A 16,226-nucleotide genomic window follows, 5' to 3' on the forward strand; every position below is an offset into this window, starting at 1 on the left:
GGGGCTAATGTCCGGCCATGCGGTGGCCGATTTCCTTCACGTCGGCGGTGGCGATGGGGCTGTCGTAGACAAACTGGCCTTCGCTGATCACCAGGATGCGGTCGCTGAGTACCAGGAGTTCGTCCAGATCTTCGCTGACCAGCAACACCGCCACGCCTCGGTTACGGGCCTCCACAATGGCGCTATGGATGAAGTCCACCGCCGCAAAGTCTAGGCCAAAACAGGGGTTAGCGGCGATCAGCAGTTTGATATCCGGGGAGGACAACTCGCGGGCCAGCACAGCACGTTGCACATTGCCGCCGGACAGGTTTTGGATGGGGGTATCGGGGGAAGGGGTTTTGACGGAGAAGGCGTGGATTAATTCCTGGGCGGCATGGCGGATGGACTTCAGCACCAGCCACAGGTTCCATTTGGCATGGGGGGGACGGTCGAAGTTCCGTAGGGCCAGATTTTCCGCCACGCTCATCCCCGGTACGCAGGCATTGCGCAGGGGTTCCTCTGGCAGGGCAAACACGCCCAACTGGGTCATTTCGGTGCGGGTCGCTCCGTAGTGGGCACCGTTGACCTTAATTTCCCCCTGGGTAGACGGACGTTGACCCGCCAGCACCTCCACCAGTTCCCGCTGGCCATTGCCCGAAACCCCCGCAATCCCCACGATCTCGCCGCTGTAGACCGCCAAATCTAGCGGCCCAAAGGCATCCAGACCGTTATCGCGGTGGGCGGCAAGGCCGTGGACCTCCAGCATGGGCACCGCGTCGGGGTGATCCACCTTGGCCATGTCCTTGGTTTGGCGCTCGGAACCCAGCATCATGTGGGCCATGTCGGCCACCGTGAGATCCTTGACCGCCCCGTGCCCCGCCAGATGCCCCTTGCGCAGGACGGTGACTTCATCGGTAAAGGCCGTCACTTCCCGGAACTTGTGGGTAATGAGTAGCACGCTCAGGCGTTCGGCTTGCACCTCTTCCCGCAGCAGCCCCAGCACCTCATCGGCCTCGTCGGGGGTGAGCACGGAGGTGGGCTCGTCCAAAATTAAAATGCGGCTTTGCAGGTAAAGCTGCTTGAGAATTTCCAGCTTTTGCTTTTGCCCCGCCGCCAGTTGGGCCACGGGCATGTTGAGATCCACCCGAAAGGGCGAGTTATCCATGAAGGCATGGAGGGCGTCGTACTCGGTCTTCCAGTGGATCACCTGGCGGCGGTCGTAGCGGGAGAGCACCAGGTTTTCGGCCACGGTCATGGCGGGAACGGAGGTGAAGTGCTGATACACCATGCCAATGCCAAATTCGTGGGCATCCTTGGGGCTTTTGATGGCGTGGGGTTGGTCATCCACCCAAATTTGGCCAGCGGTGGGGGCATAGAAACCCATGATGCATTTCACTAGGGTGCTTTTGCCTGCGCCGTTTTCCCCCAGTAGCCCGTGAACGGTGCCCGGTTTGAGGGTAAGGCTGACATCTTGCAGGGCCACTAGGGAGCCAAAGTGCTTGGTCATGTTGACCACCTTCAGCTCGGGGGGGGCCGTTTTAACACTGGGGTCGAGGATGGAGGTTGCAGGAGTCATGGTGGAACGCCAACGCTGAAATAGGGGCTTTTGAAACCTAGATCTCTGCATCATAGATCCCTGGTTTCGATCAAAGCTGTTCGCAAACGCTCATTTTCGGATTCAGATCGCACCGCCACCCGAAAATAATGCTCCCCCAACTCCGCAAAGCTGAGGCAGTCGCGAATCAGCACTTGGCTGTGTTGCAGCAATCGGAGTTGCAGGGGGGGAACGGGAGTATCCGCCTTGACCAATAGATAATTGGCGGCACTGGGGAGAGGGGAAAAGCCCGGTATCGCAGACAATCCAGCCATCAACGCCTGTCGGGTGGGGGGCAACCAGGCCCAGGTTTGGGCTTGAAAGGCCGTATCCTGCACCGCCGCCATCGCCGCCGCCACCGCCAGGGTATTCACGGGCCAGGGGTCGCGCCATTGCTGCCAGCGTTGCAAACGGTCGGGATGGCCGATGGCATAGCCCAGCCTCAACCCCGGCAGGCTGTAGAACTTGGTCAGAGACCGCACCACCACCAGGTTTGGGTAGCGATCCACCCAGGGCACCAAACTGGGAGCTTCCTGGGCAGGCAAAAAGTCCATAAATGCCTCATCCACCACTACCAAACTGAAGTGATCCAACAGCGGACGCAGGTCATCCAGACGGAACAAATGCCCGGTGGGGTTGTGGGGATTGTTCATTAAACAGCTTGCCGTAGGAGGGCTGGCGACCATGAGGGCATCCACCCGCAGATCAACCGCAGGGATGGGTGGGGAGGATAGGCTTTGATCCGGGGTCGTAGATGGATCTAAGACTAAGACCGCTGATGGATCGGCACTGAGTAAAGGCCAAGGGGAAACGGTGGCCCCAAAACTTTGGCAGGCCCGCTGGTAGTCATTAAAGGCTGGGGTGGGCAGGTAGGCGGTGGGATCGGCCTGGGAAGCGATGTCGCGGGCGGCCCAGGTCAGTAGTTCGGCGGCTCCGTTTCCGGGCAAAATCCAGTCTGGGGATAGATCGTGGTGACTGGCAAGGGCGCGGCGGAGGTCGGTGTAGGCGGGGTCGGGGTAGTGGCCTAGGGTGGGAATCGCCCGTTGAAGGGCGGCTAGGACGGCATCCGGTGGCCCTAGGGGGTTAATGCTGGCAGAAAAATCGACCAGCACCCCAGGGGAACAGCCCGCGATCTCTGCCGCCCAGGCTAGATTGCCCCCGTGTACTGGTCGTTTAGCCATGGAAACCCCCATGGACAATTGAAGTCTGGCCTATTTAGCCACCTTTTCTTTGAACAACTTCCCAGCGGAGAACGCGGGGACGGTGGTGGCTGGAATGACCATGGTGTCTCCGGTTTTGGGGTTGCGGCCCTCCCGCTCCTTGCGTTCCCGAGGCTCGAAGGAACCAAAGCCCACCAGGGTTACCTTCTTGCCTTCCGCCACGGCTTCCATAATGGCGTCCATGGTGGCCGTAATGACCGAATCTACATCCTTTTTCGTGATCGACTTTTCCAAGCTTGCAGATGCTTTCTCGGTCACCTTGTCAATGAGTTCGCCTTTATTCATGTTGTCTCCTAGGGGAAAAGGAACAGATTTAGGGTACTGACCCAAGGGAATCCGCCACGGCTACCGCTGGCCCATGACCAACATCGGCAGAAGGGCTGAAACCCCCATAAACTCAGAATTTCACTGACTCATTCTAAGGGGAACTTTCCCAAAGTGGATCGCCAGAACCTTTAATTTATGTGGATTTCGGGCTTTTTTAAGAAAGTTAACGGCTTTTGGGCCAAGGTCAGATCGGTTGGCAGGCTTCCCAAAATGCTCGAAACCCTTATTCCGCCTAGTATTCAGCGGTTTAAGGGTTCCCAGGACTGAAACTCGATTGTCACTAAGCGTAAAGCGGCGAAAACCCCGCCTGTGGCCACTTTCCACCCCTAGGTAGAAGTGCTGACGACGGGCGACGGGGCCACCCATGCCAACCTTGAACCGACAACGCCGCTACAGGCTGGTGTGGGCACCATCGCAGAAGGGCGGCTTGTTGGTGTGCTTGCAGGCACAGAGGGCTACCTGCTTTTGGGCTTCCAGGGTGAACTTCATAGGGGTGAAGTCTGTTCCCTTGTGGCCCCCATCGCAGAAGGGCTGGTTGGCAGACTGGCCACAGGTACACCAGTAGTAATCGCCTGCTTCCAGGGTGGTGACAACGGGCTTGGTATCGGCAATAACGGGATCAGCCATGGTGATGTCTCTCGGTTAAATGACTTAAATTGTGCAGGTGTCCCTTTTCCCATGGGCTACGGTGCATACACCTTTTGTTTTCACACCGCTAGTCCTTGGAGATCCCCCTAAATCCCCCTTGGTAAGGGGGACTTTGACTCCGGTTCCCCCCTTTTCAACGGGGGACTTTGACTCCGGTTCCCCCCTTTTCAAGGGGGGCTAGGGGGGATCAACCCCAGACATCAAGCAGCACAAAGACTTATGTATAAGCGGTAGCCCCATGGGGAAGGGTTAGGCGGCCATGTCAAACAGCAGAAATTCGGTTTCCGCTGCGGTGCTGGCCAGGGTGAGGTGGTCGAGGTCTTGGATCGCCGCCCCATCCCCAGCGGTGAGGGCTTGGTCATTCAGGGTGAGTGCCCCCTTGGCCACCTGGAGCCAAGCGATTCGCCCCTCGCCTAGGGTGTGGCTGACCTGGTCGCCCGCCTTCAGCACCGAACTGTAGAGGCTGACATTCTGATGAATCGTCACCGATCCATCGCGGCCATCCTGGGAGCCAATCAGGCGCAATTTGCCCTGTTTTTCGGCGGGGTCGATGTAGATTTGCTCGTAGCCCGGATCGATGCCGTTGGTGGCGGGCAGCAGCCAAATTTGGAGCAAATGCACGGCATCCGTGGCCGAGGCATTGAATTCGCTGTGCATGATGCCCGTCCCCGCCGACATCCGCTGCACATCCCCCGGTCGAATAATGGATCCGTTGCCGATGCTGTCTTTGTGCTCTAGGGATCCCTCTAGCACGTAGGTGACAATCTCCATATCCCGGTGGCCGTGGGTGCCAAAGCCTTGGCTGGGGCTGATTTTGTCTTCGTTGATCACCCGCAGCGGCCCAAACCCCATGTGCTGAGGATCGTAGTAGTTGCTGAAGGAAAAGGAATGCCGCGTATCCAACCAGCCAAAGTTGGCTGCGCCCCGCTCACTCGATGGACGGATCGTAATCATGACCACACCTCCTCATAACGAATTTGGGCTGATCTCGATGCTTTTATCCTGTTCCCACCTTAAACCGAATCCTTGATAACGACAATCACCAATTTTATAAACACATTGTCTCTAAAATAAAGACAATAGTCACCCATCAACCCAGGGCGGGCACCCAGCGATGCGCCCTGACTCCCGATTCCCGACTCCCTACCCCCCTGCCATGGACAAATTCGAGAGTATTCGCGCCTTTACCCAAGTGGTGGAATCCGGTGGGTTTGCCGCTGCGGCTCGCAAAATGGGCCTATCCCGGTCGGCGGTGAATAAATTGGTGCTGAACCTAGAGGATGACCTGCAAACCCAACTGCTGCACCGCACCACCCGGCGGGTTTCGGCCACGGCGGCGGGGCGGGCTTTCTATGAACGCAGCGTTAATATTTTGGCGGATTTGGAGGAGGCGGAACTGGCCCTGTCTCGCTTGCAGGAGGAACCGAGGGGTAGCCTACGGGTGAATGCACCCATGACCTTTGGTGTGCTTCACCTGGGGCCGCTTTTAGTAGACTTCATGGCCCAATACCCCGATTTACAGGTGGAATTGAGCCTCAATGACCGTTTCATCGACCCCATCGACGAAGGCTTTGATGTGACGGTGCGCATTGCCCCCAGCCCCGGTGCCGCCAGTTTAATCGCCCATACCCTGGCCCCCTGCCCGATGGTGATTTGTGCCGCCCCTAGCTACCTCCAGCGGCGGGGGATGCCCAGCCAGCCTAGCGACCTGGTGCATCATGCCTGCTTGCACTATGGCCACCGTTCCCAGGACAATACCTGGACGCTGATGGGCGCTGATCAAGTGCCCCTAACGGTGTCTATCGATGGCCCGTTATGCTGCAACAATGGCGAGGTGTTGAAGCAGGCGGCTTTGGCGGGGTTGGGCCTGGTGCTCATGCCTCGATTTATTGTGGAAGAGTCCCTTCAGCAAGGACGGTTGCAGCCGATTTTGCCGGACTTCTGCCCGCCGGAGAGCCAGATCTACGCCCTCTACCCGGTGAATCGCCACCTCTCGGTGAAGGTGCAGCGGTTGATTGAGTTTTTGCAGCAGCGGTTAACCCTGGGATGACGGGTACTGAGATCTCATCCACCGTCGATCCACCCGATTCGGCCTTGGCCCATTGGACAACCCCGATTGCCAGCCCAGCAAACCGTAGGGGCGAGGTCTCCTCGACCGCTGATACCAGGGGCAAACGAGCCAGATTTTGGATTAGGGAACCATCGGGTGGGGCCGTTCGCTATAGTGGCTAGCAATAGATTTCGTTGCCGTGCGAGAAACCCTGCGGTGAGAGACCCTGCCCGTGATTCGATCCTAGAGACCCCGCTGTCCAAGTCCCGGCCTCAATTGGCCCAAAACCGGGCCGAAAAATCCAGCGATCCGCGTCCGCCCCTAGTGGTGGGGGGAGAAGCCATTCCCCCAGGACGACGGGTGCGGCTAGATTTACCCGTGGCGCGACTCACCACGGGCACCATGATGTCGTTGCCTGTCACCGTTATCAATGGCAAACATCCCGGCCCCCGGCTCTGGCTCAGTGCGGCCATCCACGGCGACGAACTCAATGGCGTTGATATCATCCGGCGCATCGTCAAAGCCCTTAGGCCCACCCGGTTGCGAGGGGCCGTGATTGCGGTGCCCGTGGTGAATATTTTTGGCCTGCTAGAGCAATCGCGCTACCTGCCCGACCGCCGTGACCTGAACCGATCTTTCCCTGGTTCCCAGCGGGGCTCCTTAGCCAGCCGACTGGCCTTTTTGTTTATGAGCGAGGTGGTAAGCCAATGCACCCACGGCATTGATCTCCACACCGCCGCTATCCACCGCATTAACCTGCCCCAGGTGCGGGCCGACCTCACCAACCCCGACACCTACGCCTTTGCCCAAGCCTTTGGTGCGCCGATTATCCTCCATGCCGCCCACCGCGATGGATCCCTGCGCCAAGCTGCCGCCAAGCGCAACATTCCCACCCTGCTCTACGAAGGGGGCGAGGCACTCCGGTTTGACGAAGCGGCCATTCAGGGCGGTGTGGACGGCATCTACCGGGTGATGGCTTACCTGGGTATGTATGCGCCCCCCGGTTCTCTGCCCGCCGTCACCAGTACCGAAGCCCGCGAAACCCGCTGGGTACGGGCCTCCCGTGGGGGGATTTGGCGCTGCACCACCCGCCTGGGGGATCCGGTAAAGGTTCGTCAACCCTTGGGGTTCATTAGCGATACCTTTGGCGACAAACCTGTGCAGGTGCGTAGCCCTATGACCGGAATGGTAATCGGCCACGGCCAAAATCCCCTGGTCAACCAAGGCGATGCTTTGGTTCATGTCGCTCGGCTAGAGACTCCTTAACCGAGAGACCCCTTAACTAAGCAATGCTGCCCCGTTTGCGGGCTTCCTTGGCGGAAATGCCGATATTTTGCAGTCCGGCCCGGATCATTTCCCGCTCTAGCAGGGCAAAGAAGCGCTGCCGATCCCCCCCGCGTACTACCGCCTGGTTATGGGCCTCGGCGAGGGCCACCGGATAGCCATAGCCCTTCTGCACCTGGGTCAGCACCATTCGCAGGGCCATCTCGCACTGGGCCGCATCCGCCGCCACCCACTCCGGCATTTCCACCCGCGCCACCTCTGCGCCCCCATGCAGGTAGCAAAAGTAAATCCGTTGGTCGCCGTAGCGATCTAGGATGCTGGCGGAACTGCGCCACAGGGGGCTGCGCTGCCCCGGTTTCAGTTCCGTAGCCCAAAAGACGGCATCTCGCAGGGGCATGAACCCGCCACAGGGCGCTTTTTCCGACTGGCCGTTGCAGTGTTGCTCACAGTGGGGCTGGGGAAAAGGACAGGCGGGCAATCGCAAAAAGTTCAAGCCCTCGCTGCTGCGGGATGCGCTGAGGTAGCTGACGACGGGAATGCCCCATTGTCGTAACTTATCCCAGGCCGACAAAATCGGGGTGAGAATCAGGTCGCGGGCCTCGGCGGGCAGGCTCTCTAAAAACCAATAGATTAACGATCCATCCTCCATGGCCAAAATCGGTGCAGCCTGGGTGTCCTTGGTCGCCGTGGCCGTTTGCACCATGGCCCCCAGATCAGCCAGGGCTTCGGCCTCCGCCACCGTGCGCCGATGGCCCATCCATTCCTCGGTGCTAATGCCCCAGGGCCGCGACTGGTACAGATCCTCTGGCCGATAGATCACCTCCGGCAGACTATCCAACAGGGGAAACCGCCCCTGGCCATAGTGCAACACCACCCGACCCACGTTGATTAAATAGCAGTAGGCAATTTCGTGGTGGCTAGGGGAAATTTGGGAACCGTCGGTGGCCATCACCGTATGGGCCTCTGGGGCAGGTTCCAGGGTGATCCGGGTGGTCAGCGGCTCCACGGGCACCGCTGCGGTAAAGGCCAACTGATCGCCATGGTCGTGCTGTTGGGCCACCCAATGATTCTGATCCTGGGTGGCCGCTGCCATCCATCGCTGGGCCAATCGCACCCGCCCCTGGGCCGCTTCCGCCTCCTGGGCCAAATGGTGGCTAATTCCCTGCATCTGCTGAGCCAACCGGGTTAAATCCAGCATAGAACCTGACCTCTCGACCTTTTCCTCAGCTTAGCGACAGAACCAGCCCAGGCGCTGAGCCTATTGGGGATGGAGTAGAGAGTGGATGAGGGTGGCCAGTTGATTGAGACGCACAGGTTTGGAGAGGTAGGCGTTGGCCCCAGCGGTAAGGCAGCGTTCCTCGTCGCTGGCGGTGGCGAGGGCGGTGAGGGCAATGATGGGCACCTGGGCGAGGGCGGGCATTTGGCGGATGTGCTTGAGGGCAGTGAGGCCATCCATACCAGGCATTTGGATATCCATCAAAATGATATCGGGCGGGGTGGCCTGGGCTTGGTCAAGGGCCTGCTGACCGTCTTGGGCCAGGTTGAGGCGGTATCCCTTGGCCTTGAGGTAGCTGGCAATGGTGCGGATATTGGCTTCGTTGTCCTCCGCTAGCAGCACCAGGGGGGTATGGAGGGGATCGGCGGCGGGAGGTGTGCCCCCCAGGATAGCGGCCTTCACCTGGTCTGGGTCGAGGCTAGACAGGCTGGCTGGGTCGCAGGGGAGATCGATGGTGAAGCAACTGCCTACCCCCGGTTCGCTCTGGAGATCGACCCGGCCCCCGTGCAGTTCGGCGATCTGTTTCACCAGGGTGAGGCCCAGGCCCGTGCCGTTGTACTGGCGGTTGAGGGCGCTGTCGATCTGCACGAAGGGTTGAAATAGGCGGCGGATGTTCTCTGGGGAAATGCCAATGCCCGTATCGGTGACGGCAAAGCGCAGAAAGGCCGCTGGGGCGTTGGTGGTCGATCCGTTGGGACTGTTGGTCTTGGGATCGCCTAGGTCGAGATCTTCCAGGCTGGGCGAGGCTTGGGGGGCTTCCACCAGGGTCACCGTGAGGGATACACGGCCCTGGGCGGGGGTAAATTTGACGGCATTGGTGAGCAAATTGAGCAGGGCTTGGCGCACCCGGCGTTCATCGGCCCATAGGTTGGGCAGGGGAGAGGGAATATGGGTTTCGAGCCGAATATGCTTTTTCGTCGCCTGCTGTTTGACAAAGGCTAGGGCAGAGGAACACAGGGGAGCCACCGCCACGGAACTGAGATCGAGTTCGATCTGCCCCGCTTCAATTTTGGCCACATCCAAAATGTCGTTAATTAGGGAGAGTAAATGGGCGGCACTGCTCTCCACCGTCTGCAATGACTTCCGCTGCTCTGGGGTGACGGGGCCAAACACCTCCTCCTGCATTCCCTCGGTCATGCCCATGATGGCGTTGAGGGGAGTACGCAGTTCGTGGCTCATGTTGGCCAAAAATTCGTCCTTTAGCCGGGTGGCGCGGGCCAGTTCCTGGTTGGATTGGGCCAGGAATTGGTTGGTTTGGGTGAGCTGGGCCTGGGCCTGTTGTCGTGTTGAGAGTTCCTGCTGGAGGTGGTCGTAGAGGGTGGCTTGCTGAATGGCAATGGCCAACTGGGCGGCAAGCTGTTGGCCCAGGTCAATGACCTCCTGTTCCCAATGGCGGCGATGGTGGCACTGGTGAATGCAGAGCAACCCCCACAGGTTATCCCCGCAGATTAAGGGCAGCACCAAATTCGCCTTCACTTGAAAATCGGCCAGGATAGAGGTGTGGCATTCCTTCAGGGCTTCGATATCGTCCATGGCCGCATACCGCCCCTGGATGTATTGCGGTGCATAGGTTTCGCCAAAGCAGTGGTCGTGGACGGGAATGGCCAGCACCGAAATCACGCCCTCGGTCAAGGCTTCGGCCACAAAAGCGCCATCATGGCATCCCGACTGGGGATCGAAGCGGAAAATCCCGACTCGGTCGGCCTCCAATACCTGGCAAATCTCCTGGCAGGCGGTATTAAAAATGACCTGAAGATCAAGGGACTGACGAATGTGCTGGGTAATTTCCCGCAGCAGTGCCTCCTGCTGAATTTGCTGCTGAATTTGGCGTTCCGTCTGCTTGCGGGCGGTAATGTCTTGCACCACCCCCAGCACATTGCTGTCTCCTTCGGCATTCACTAACAGGGTGGTGGTAATGGTGACGGTGCGGTAGGTGCCATCCCGATGGCGAATCTCCCATTCCTCTGCGGTCAGATCGTCACCCTGGCGCATGGCGGCCATGCGGTCGATGGCCCGCTGCCGCACCTGGGGGTCGGGGTAGAGGCTTTGATACCAGCCCAGGCGGTTAATCTCCTCCTGGCTGTAGCCCGTAATCACCTCCATTTGCGGATTCCACACCGAGAAATCAACAAAGGGGAAGCCGGGGCAGGCATGGCAGACGCAGATCCCCTCCGTGAGGTTGTCTAAAATCAACTGGCGGAAGAGGTTTTCCTGGCGAATGGCCTCCTCCGCTCGGCGGCGCTCGGTGATGTCCGTCACCATGGCCAAAATGCCCTGGTACTTTCCCCCTTCGCTGAAAATGGGGCTGAGGGAGGCCAAGACCCACCGAGTTTCCCCATTCCGCTGTCGCAGGGGTAGTTCCTCCTGCGCGTTCTGCCCTGCCGCACAATGATCTAGCAGTGCTGCCACCTGGGGATGGAGATCGGAGTCGCAGTAGTCCCACAGGGTGCTGGTGGTGATGCCCTCGTCGGTTTGCCCCAGCAGGGTCAGCAGGGTTGGGTTGCCAAAGACATGGCGGGCCTCGGCGTCTAAAATCCACACCCCCTCGTTGGCGGTTTCCACAATTTGCCGATAGCGGGCCTCGCTTTGCCGGAGAGCCTGGGCGCGTTGGGCCACCCGTTGCTCTAGATCGGCGTTGAGTTCCGCCAGGGCCATTTCCACCTGCTTCAGTTCCGTCACATCCTGCACCGTGCCCTGGGAGAGGTAGGGGTTGCCGCTGGCGTCGTACAGGGTTTCACACTGTTCCTGCACGTATTTAATACGGCCATCGGGAAACTGGAGGCGGTGGGCAATTTTGTAGGGCTGCTTATCCCACAAATGGCGGGAATAGGCTTCGTGGACGGTGGCGCGATCCTCCGGGTGGATGGCCTGCAAAAAGGCTTCGTAGGAGGCTCCAAACCGCTGGGGGTCGATCTCAAAAATGCGAAAGATTTCCTCCGACCAGTGCAGGGTGTTTGTCCATAGATCCATCTCCCAGTTGCCAATCTGGGCAATGCGCTGGGCCTCCTGCAAACGGCGACTGGCCAAAATTAAGTCATGTTCCGCCTGTTTCCGTCCGGTAATTTCTAGGGCTGCCCCAAACCAGCGCACCCCCCCCTGGGGCAACGGCTGCGGCTGGGCGTGGGCACGGATCCACTTTTCCTGACCTGTGGGGGTAACAATGCGGTATTCCTGGGAAAAGGGCTGCTGGGTGGTGGCACTGGCCGCTAGGGTGGCCCAATAGTCCGGGCGATCTGCGGGGTGAATCAGGTCGAAAAAGCGCTGCCCATCGGCCATCAGCGCCTCCGCCGAAATCCCCAGAATCTCGATGGATTGGGGGCTGATGTAGAGGATTTGGGGCAACGCCAGGGTGGATGGATGAATCATCCCCTGGCCGTTCCCCTGGTCATCGCTAGGGCCATTCAGATCGTGGATATCCATGCCATACAACAGCCCAGGGGCCATGGTGGCGATCTTGGGCAACAGCCTTTCGCGGCGGGGCGGGGCGACCACTGGAGATGTGCCCTGGGGCTGAGGTCTGGGTCGATATAGCCCTAGGGCGCTGAGGGTTTGGATCAGGCGAGGTTGAGTCAGCAGCCCCACTAGGGTTCCTTGGTCATCCACCACAGGCAAATGGCGAATGGCGTGCTGATGAAACAGGTCGAGAATCGTCCAAGGCTGGGTGATCTGATCCTGGGGGAGGGTGATCACAGGCTGGATCATCACTTGGCCCACGGTCATCGCCTCTAGGGGGGCAGACTGGGCCATCAGCCGCCCCACATCCCCCAGGGTCAACAGGCCCACCACCTGCCGATTCTCCACCACCACACAACCCTCCGGCAACTGCGACTCCCCACGGGGCCGATCCGCTGGGCTAGGCTCCCCTAGCTGGGCTATCACCGTCAGAATCGGCGTGTTGGGAGTGGCCACAATTGGCTGTACCAGGAGCCTAGTAGCCATTTCAGCGATGGTTAGGGGCGGTGGAGAGGAGGGTTGCATAGATATCGCATCTCAATCCGTAGTGACGCTGCCCCTGCGAAGCCCGCAGTAGAGCCTTGTGTCTATCCTATCCCTATCTTTAGGATCCCCCACCCTAGGGAAGTGTTAAGGATACCGATCAACATACTTAGGCCGCTGGCCTAGGGTTAGTTAACTTTCTAACGTTTTGGCGTGACTGGGATCAGGGGGATGGGCATAGTGAATAATGGGCCTATCCTGGAAACCGCCCGTTCGTTGGCCTGCGCTGTTTTCTTGCTCTGTTCTATTGGCTATGACCCCAACTTCCCCCCAAACCGTTCCTGCATCGCGTTGGTCTTGGCAGATTGGGGTAGCCATTGTAGCCGGGTGGCTGACTGTTGGCCTGGGCTTGGTGATGATGGCCGCATGGCATTGGCAGATACCGAAACTGCTTCAGGTGCCGCCCGGTTCGCCACCGATGCGCTACAACACGGCCTTGGCCTTTGCTTTGGCGGGGTTGGCGCTGCTGTTGCTTCAGCATCGGCGAGGGCAACGGTGGGCCTGGGTGCCTGCGGGTGGGGTGTTGGCCATTGGTGGCCTTACCTTAATTCAATACATCTTTAAGGTAGATTTCGGCATTGACCAATGGCTGATGACCGATACCATCACCCCCGCCCTATACGGTGCTAGTGGTCTAGACTCAGGGCGCATCATCGAACCCACTGAGCAGCTTTTTATTTTGGTGGATCGGCCCCTTCCTGGTCGCCCATCACCGAATACAGCCCTGGTGTTGGCCTTGGCCGGGTTGGCGCTGCTGCTGGCTGGGGTGCCCCGACGTTGGCAGCGGTGGCCTTGGCAAACCCCGGCGACCTTGAACTTGCCACCGGATCGAGCCTCGGCGCTGTCGGGCTTTCTGTCCTTTGGGGTGCTGGCCTTCGGCGCGATTGGGCTTCTGGGCTACTTGGCGCAGATTGGCGATGTACGTACTTGGCGCTACCTCACCGGGCTTTCGATCCCCACAGCGGTGGGGCTGATTGGGCTGGGGCTGGGGTTGTTGGTCCATGCCCTGGGGCGGCACCGGGAAGCGAAATCCCCGTGCTGGTGTGCGGGGGGCGCAGGGTTTGGGGTGTTGATGGCCAGCCTGTTTTTGTGGAATGCCCTGCAAAGCTGGAGCAAGCAGGTCGGTGCTCACATCCCCACCTTGGGCAATGAGGTGAGTGCGGCCATTGATCCGGTGTCCAACATTGTTCTGATTCAGGGCATCCTGCTGTCCGTTTTTGTGACGGGGCTGGTGTGGGTAGATCAACAAGTGCGGGCACGAAACCAGTTGGTACAACGGCTCAGTGCCGAACAGTCTGCCACCAACTCGGCCCTAGAGTCCATCCTAGAATCCACCGCCGACGGCATTTTAGTGCTGGATCAATCTATGCATCTGACCCACTGGAACCAGCGCTTCCTCAAGATGTGGGGCATTCCTGCGGCCTTGGCAGAGGAGGTGCGTAGCGGTAGGGGAACTCCCAATTTCTATGCCGTCGTGCTCGATCAGATCCAGGATCCCGACCAATTTCGTCGGAATGTCGAGGCCATGATGGCCGAGATGGACAAAAAGACGATGGATGTCATCACCCTCAAGGATGGGCGGATTTTTGAACGCCACGCCCGCCCCCAATGGCAGGATGGTCAAGCCGTGGCCAAGGTACTCAGCTATCGGGATGTCACCGAGCGCTACCAAGCCGAGGCGATGATTCGGGAGAGCGAGGAACGCTATCGTTCCCTGGTGGACACTCTGGCGGAGGGGATTGTGTTGCAGGATGCCGAAAGCAAGATCCTAGTCAGCAATGACCGGGCTGAGGAAATTCTGGGTTTGACCATAGGCCAGTTACAGGGGCTAACCTCCATGGATCCCCGCTGGCACAGCATCCACGAAGATGGATCGCCCTTTCCCGGAGAAACCCATCCCGCCGTGGTGGCCCTGCACACGGGGCAACCCTGCCGCAATGTGGTGATGGGGGTGCGGAAACCCAATGGCGACCTCACCTGGATTTCCCTCAATTCCCAGCCCATGTTTCGTCCTGGGGAGGAGAAGCCCTATGCGGCGGTGACGTCCTTTGCCGACATCACCGACCGCAAGCGCATGGAAGAGGAACTGTTCCGTGAGAAAGAACTGGCCCAGGTGACGCTGCACTCCATCGGCGATGCGGTGATTACGACAGATGTGGACGGGCGGGTGCAGTACATCAACCCAATGGCAGAAAGCTTGACCGGATGGAGCCAAGCGGAGGCTGGAGGCAAACCCATCGGTGAGATTTTACACCTAGCGCATGATGAAACCCGCGAACCCGTAGAAAATCCCGTCTTCCAATCCCTACGGGAAAATGTCATCGTGGAACTGGCGGCGGATAGCGTGTTGTTGGCCCGCGATGGCCGCGAAATTGCCATTGATGACTCCGCTGCGCCGATTCGGGATCGCCAGGGGAATACCGTGGGGGCGGTGATGGTATTCCACGATGTTACCCAGGCCAGACGGCTCACCCGTCAGGTATTTTGGCAGGCCATGCACGATCCCCTCACCGGGTTGGTCAACCGTCGCGCCTTCGAGCATCGCCTAGATCAGGCCATCCACAACGCCCAGGTCTACAACGAGGTGCATGTGCTGTGTTACCTCGACCTGGATCGGTTCAAAATTGTCAACGACACCTGCGGCCACAAGGTGGGGGATGAACTGCTGCGCCAAATCACCGCCCTGCTGCAAACCCACATCCGCAAAACCGATACCCTGGCCCGTTTGGGCGGTGATGAATTTGGCCTGTTACTAACCCAGTGCGAACTGGAACAGGGGCTCCAGGTGGCGGATGTGCTGCGGGAAACGGTGCAGGATTTTCGCTTCATCTGGGATAACCAAGCCTTTACCATTGGAGCCAGCATTGGAGTAGTCCCCATCACCTCCCAGGTGCAGGATTTAGAATCCTTGCTGATGTGGGCCGATGCCGCCTGCTATGCCGCCAAAAACACGGGCCGCAACCGGGTTCACCTCTTCCAGACCGACGACCAAGCCCTAGCCCAGCAGCAGGGAGAAATTCGCTGGGCCACCCGCATCACCCACGCCATCGAGAACCATCGATTTTGCCTGTTTGCTCAGCCTATCCAGGCCATTCATCCCTGCCACCCCGCCATCGACCATGCCGAAATCCTCATTCGCCTGCGGGACGACAACGGTACCGTCATTCCGCCCATGGCCTTCATTCCCGCCGCCGAGCGCTACGGCCTCATGGTCGCCATTGACCGCTGGGTAGTCAGCACTCTGTTCCAAAACTGGGATCAGGTGCAGCCCCCCGCCGACCAGCCCCCTCGGCAATACGCCATCAACCTGTCGGGCCACAGCCTCACCGATGACCGCATGGTTGACTTCCTCAAGCAACAATTTGAGGAACATCGCGTGCCGCCTCACCTCATCTGCTTTGAAATTACCGAAACCGCCGCCATCGCCAACCTGATCGAAGCTAGCCATTTCATCCAGCAACTCCGAGCCTTGGGCTGTCACTTTGCCCTCGATGACTTCGGTAGCGGTATGTCCTCCTTTACCTACCTCAAACACCTGCCCGTGGACTACCTCAAAATCGACGGCAGCTTTGTCAAAGACATGGTGAACGACCCCATCGACAGCGCCATGGTAGAGGCCATCAGCCACATTAGCCAGGTGATGGGCCTGCAAACCGTGGCCGAATATGTAGAAAACGACGCTATCCTCCAGCGCATCACCGCCCTCGGCGTAGACTTTGCCCAGGGCTACGGCATCGCCAAACCCGCCTCCCTGCTCGGCCCCCGTGGCCAAGCATCCCCCCGCCTTGGCCCCTAGAATTTCAGGGAGGATTTCGGTAACGGCTCATCTCGCCAAGGCGGACGATCCACATT

At 59.3% G+C, this 16,226-nt stretch carries 10 protein-coding genes; 3 read left to right on the forward strand and 7 right to left on the reverse strand.

Annotated features, from left to right (window positions below):
* Positions 1 to 4: 4 nt before the first annotated feature.
* The 5 genes from H6G62_RS10610 to H6G62_RS10630 form a co-directional block, all read right to left on the reverse strand.
* Positions 5 to 1,555 carry an ABC transporter ATP-binding protein gene (locus tag H6G62_RS10610; RefSeq protein ID WP_190494869.1) on the reverse strand — a complete coding sequence of 517 codons (1,551 nt, stop codon included), beginning with the start codon at positions 1,553 to 1,555 and terminating at the stop codon, positions 5 to 7.
* A 50-nt stretch (positions 1,556 to 1,605) separates the two neighbouring features.
* On the reverse strand, positions 1,606 to 2,754 hold the full coding sequence (gene cobD, locus H6G62_RS10615) for a threonine-phosphate decarboxylase CobD (RefSeq protein WP_190494871.1): 1,149 nt from the start codon (positions 2,752 to 2,754) through the stop codon (positions 1,606 to 1,608).
* A gap of 30 nt (positions 2,755 to 2,784) precedes the next feature.
* Entirely contained in the window at positions 2,785 to 3,078 is a 294-nt protein-coding gene (locus tag H6G62_RS10620; protein ID WP_190494872.1) for an HU family DNA-binding protein, read from the reverse strand.
* 432 nt (positions 3,079 to 3,510) lie between these two features.
* Positions 3,511 to 3,747 (reverse strand): CDGSH iron-sulfur domain-containing protein, encoded by a 237-nt coding sequence (locus tag H6G62_RS10625; RefSeq protein WP_190494874.1) that lies wholly within the window; start codon positions 3,745 to 3,747, stop codon positions 3,511 to 3,513.
* Positions 3,748 to 4,017: 270 nt separating this feature from the next.
* On the reverse strand, positions 4,018 to 4,722 hold the full coding sequence (locus tag H6G62_RS10630; RefSeq protein ID WP_190494875.1) for a pirin family protein: 705 nt from the start codon (positions 4,720 to 4,722) through the stop codon (positions 4,018 to 4,020).
* Positions 4,723 to 4,882: 160 nt separating this feature from the next.
* Here H6G62_RS10630 and H6G62_RS10635 point away from each other — a divergent pair, with 160 nt between their 5' ends.
* Positions 4,883 to 5,818, forward strand: coding sequence for a LysR family transcriptional regulator (locus tag H6G62_RS10635; RefSeq protein WP_199324896.1), 936 nt, complete (start codon positions 4,883 to 4,885; stop codon positions 5,816 to 5,818).
* A 216-nt stretch (positions 5,819 to 6,034) separates the two neighbouring features.
* On the forward strand, positions 6,035 to 7,084 hold the full coding sequence (locus tag H6G62_RS10640) for a succinylglutamate desuccinylase/aspartoacylase family protein (RefSeq protein ID WP_347239333.1): 1,050 nt from the start codon (positions 6,035 to 6,037) through the stop codon (positions 7,082 to 7,084).
* A 16-nt stretch (positions 7,085 to 7,100) separates the two neighbouring features.
* On the opposite strand, the gene H6G62_RS10645 is transcribed toward H6G62_RS10640, so the two are convergent.
* On the reverse strand, positions 7,101 to 8,300 hold the full coding sequence (locus H6G62_RS10645; protein WP_190494882.1) for a DNA double-strand break repair nuclease NurA: 1,200 nt from the start codon (positions 8,298 to 8,300) through the stop codon (positions 7,101 to 7,103).
* A 60-nt stretch (positions 8,301 to 8,360) separates the two neighbouring features.
* Positions 8,361 to 12,356: a PAS domain-containing protein gene (locus H6G62_RS10650; RefSeq protein WP_190494884.1), complete on the reverse strand. Its 3,996-nt coding sequence runs from the start codon at positions 12,354 to 12,356 to the stop codon at positions 8,361 to 8,363.
* Positions 12,357 to 12,627: 271 nt separating this feature from the next.
* Here H6G62_RS10650 and H6G62_RS10655 point away from each other — a divergent pair, with 271 nt between their 5' ends.
* The gene (locus H6G62_RS10655) at positions 12,628 to 16,170 is read left to right on the forward strand and encodes a bifunctional diguanylate cyclase/phosphodiesterase (protein ID WP_190494886.1); all 3,543 of its coding nucleotides are present in this window, start codon (positions 12,628 to 12,630) and stop codon (positions 16,168 to 16,170) included.
* Positions 16,171 to 16,226 lie beyond the last annotated feature (56 nt).

This window comes from Phormidium sp. FACHB-1136, assembly GCF_014697375.1.
In the GTDB taxonomy this organism is placed as follows: domain Bacteria; phylum Cyanobacteriota; class Cyanobacteriia; order Phormidesmidales; family Phormidesmidaceae; genus Nodosilinea.

Coding starts and splice junctions, on each gene's coding strand:
- H6G62_RS10610 (WP_190494869.1), bottom strand. CDS start 1,555: ATGACTCCTGCAACCTCCATCCTCGACCCCAGTGTTAAAACGGCCCCC.
- cobD (WP_190494871.1), bottom strand. CDS start 2,754: ATGGCTAAACGACCAGTACACGGGGGCAATCTAGCCTGGGCGGCAGAG.
- H6G62_RS10620 (WP_190494872.1), bottom strand. CDS start 3,078: ATGAATAAAGGCGAACTCATTGACAAGGTGACCGAGAAAGCATCTGCA.
- H6G62_RS10625 (WP_190494874.1), bottom strand. CDS start 3,747: ATGGCTGATCCCGTTATTGCCGATACCAAGCCCGTTGTCACCACCCTG.
- H6G62_RS10630 (WP_190494875.1), bottom strand. CDS start 4,722: ATGATTACGATCCGTCCATCGAGTGAGCGGGGCGCAGCCAACTTTGGC.
- H6G62_RS10635 (WP_199324896.1), top strand. CDS start 4,883: ATGCGCCCTGACTCCCGATTCCCGACTCCCTACCCCCCTGCCATGGAC.
- H6G62_RS10645 (WP_190494882.1), bottom strand. CDS start 8,300: ATGCTGGATTTAACCCGGTTGGCTCAGCAGATGCAGGGAATTAGCCAC.
- H6G62_RS10650 (WP_190494884.1), bottom strand. CDS start 12,356: ATGCAACCCTCCTCTCCACCGCCCCTAACCATCGCTGAAATGGCTACT.
- H6G62_RS10655 (WP_190494886.1), top strand. CDS start 12,628: ATGACCCCAACTTCCCCCCAAACCGTTCCTGCATCGCGTTGGTCTTGG.